The 2,857-nt window shown below is 34.0% G+C and carries 2 protein-coding genes; one reads left to right on the top strand and one right to left on the bottom strand.

Annotated features, from left to right (window positions below):
- Positions 1 to 505: hypothetical protein (locus J1781_RS00685; protein WP_217233052.1), on the top strand; the 505-nt coding region annotated here is incomplete at its 5' end.
- A 366-nt stretch (positions 506 to 871) separates the two neighbouring features.
- Here J1781_RS00685 and J1781_RS00680 read toward each other — a convergent pair.
- The coding region (locus tag J1781_RS00680; RefSeq protein WP_217233051.1) for an acyltransferase family protein at positions 872 to 2,857 on the bottom strand (1,986 nt) is incomplete at its 5' end.

Genomic DNA, 2,857 nt, shown 5'->3' with positions numbered 1-2,857 from the left:
ATATTATTCAGATCCTGAATTTTTCACCCAAATACTCTATGTGACAATGAATAAAATAAATCTTTTAATTGACCCAAGTGCAAATATCGGAGAAGTTAACACTTTGGCAATGAGGGATGACCAATATAAAAATCTTCACGAAATAATTAATAATGATACATTTTTATGGCTATTTGGTGTTGGCGGTGAGGCTTATGTTGAGAACGAGTTTAAGTTAATGCTTGCTTCATATGGAATTTTTTCGTTTCTTTCTTTTGTAATATCGTTCTTCTGGATCACTATATTTATATTGCTATCGAAAAACAAAAACAAAATTTTACTTATTGTATTGATAGTAATATGGGCATTCACATCATATACGTTATCTAGCATTTTCTTATTTGCTACGTCTTGCGGATTTTGTCTAGTATTTTCTTACGCTTACATATTGGGGGAGAATGCAAATGAGGCAGGTAGGCAGTTTATCGATGATAAAATGTTAAAGTTTTCTTTTATAAAGTACTAAAAATAATAACCTCCGGCATAGCCGGAGGTTATTTACGTGCACCAGTAAGGCTTTGTTACTAGTCGCAGCCTAACAGACGCATAGCAATCTGACATTTGCATCCAAATTCGTTACTTACTGCCCGTAGACGCGCTCCCTTGATACGGTATGGTTAAAACTGCTCACCAAGTTTATCCTGATACAGTTAGTGCTGTATCTTCGATATATTTTCCCCCACCATATCAATATAATGATGTTGCTCTAAAATTATGTGTTCTGTAAAAGTATGAGGCTACGCTAGAGAAAAGCATCCATCAGATCATTACAGGTTATGTTTTTTAGCCTTACCTAATGATGCCGATTTATTTTGACATCATCAGACAATTACTAATTCAATCCTTTTAGAGCAATCCCCCCCCCCAACATGTTTAAATGTTGTTGGTCGTAGTAAATTGATATCCCATTCATAGAGTATTGACAGCCATTAAGATTGCATAGGTTTTTTTCTGGGGAGAAAATTATTGCTCCATGAGTCTTCATACTCTCAATAGTTGATTTTACGTCTGCCATTTTAGCAATCGTTTTTGGCGAAAATTGACTGCTTTCAGGAGGGTTGCCAATGAGTTCACCGAAGCGATAACGTAATGGAATATTTTTGTTTATAACTTCCTTAACCACATCAAATTTAAAATATGGAACATCCTCAACGATTATTATTTTCTTTCCATTGTTTCTAAGAATTTCAATCGTTTTTGATAAACCTTTTTGTAAAGCGGTGATATTATTACCTGAGTTTTGGTTTTTGTATTCATGGTACCCATACTCTGTATCGTTTAGGCTTATTCCAGCATCCCAGTATGCTGACATGACCACAACTTTAATTTTTTTGTTATCAATTAATTCTTTTATAACATTCTTATTGAAATTATTGCATAGTTCCGCATGCTCAGGGATACGTTTAATGTATCTTGGAGTATCGACTAAAAAAGGACAGGATGATTTAGTTAGCTGATATACAGACATGTTATTATTTTTTGCATAAATATCTACCCCACCTCTTAAAGCCGCAGCATGGCTATCACCAACTAAGGCCACCGATTCGCTATCTTTATTGGGAATACAATCCGAGCTATCAGGTAAAGATTGAGTGTTGGCCACGAGGCATTTGTCAGATATACTGATCAATCTATTTTTTTCAGAAACTATAATTTCATTATTAACTCTATATTTCAAACCTCCGGATAGCATAGAAAGGATGAGCGGGGTAATGAAAATTGAAACAGCACTAATATATATTAATACAATTTTTTTGTTACTTGCTTTCATTGGTTTTCTAAATGGAACTTCTACTAGCTTGTATGAAAAATACGATAGAATTAATGCCAAGGCTGATACAAATAATGTTATAGTAACAGGTGGGTGCCCATTATATGCCATTCTTGTGAAGCTAAGGAAAGGCCAATGCCATAGGTACCATGAATATGAAACAATGCCTATGTAGACCATTGGTTTATTACTTAGAAACACATTACTAGCTCTGCTTTCGCCTATTATTATTAATGAAGCACCCAGAACAGGGAGTACAGCTATAAAACCAGGGAAGAGTGTATTGTTATCTAAAAATATAGAACATGATAATACTAAGATAGTTCCTATAAGAAAACACAGTGGTTTGTTTTTCTTTATAAATCCGATGTTGTAAATTTCATTTTGTTTTAGTGCTATTGCTACACCTACTCCCATTTCCCATGCGCGAGTAGGTAAAAGATAAAATGCAGGGGATGGTTTTATATTGGTAATATACAAGCATAGTAAAAATGAAACGATTGTGATAAATATTGTTGCAGTAAAAAGCTTTATTCTCCTTGCGATACATAATGAAAAAATCAATGGAAGAAATATATAAAATTGCTCTTCAACTCCAAGAGACCATGTCATTAATAGTGGATTAAGGTCTGAATTTGTTGAAAAGTAATCCATGCCCTTCCAAAGGGCGATGTTGGGGACGGATAATATTGTAGCTACTGAATATTTAGCAAAGTCAATCAACTCTAATGGGGAGAGGAAATAATATGAGAAAATGCTACACAATAAGAGCATTGTCAATAATGCAGGCGCAATTCTCTTGATTCTCCGAGCATAAAAATTGTAATAGCTAAAGGTGCTATTGTGAAATTCTTTACTTATTATACCACCAATTAAAAAACCTGATATAACAAAAAAAATATCTACACCAATGAACCCACCACTAAATAAAGTAACGCCTGAGTGATATAAAACTACGAGTAAGATTGCTAATGCTCTCAACCCATCTATATCACTTCTATATCTATGGCTTGTACTAACTATCATGCCTTTATACCTCTGCATTAT

The sequence above is a fragment of the Rahnella perminowiae genome (assembly GCF_019049695.1).
In the GTDB taxonomy this organism is placed as follows: Bacteria; Pseudomonadota; Gammaproteobacteria; order Enterobacterales; family Enterobacteriaceae; genus Rahnella; species Rahnella perminowiae.
Note: the sequence above shows the minus strand (reverse complement) of the source record. Positions and strands in the feature narration are given on the sequence as shown.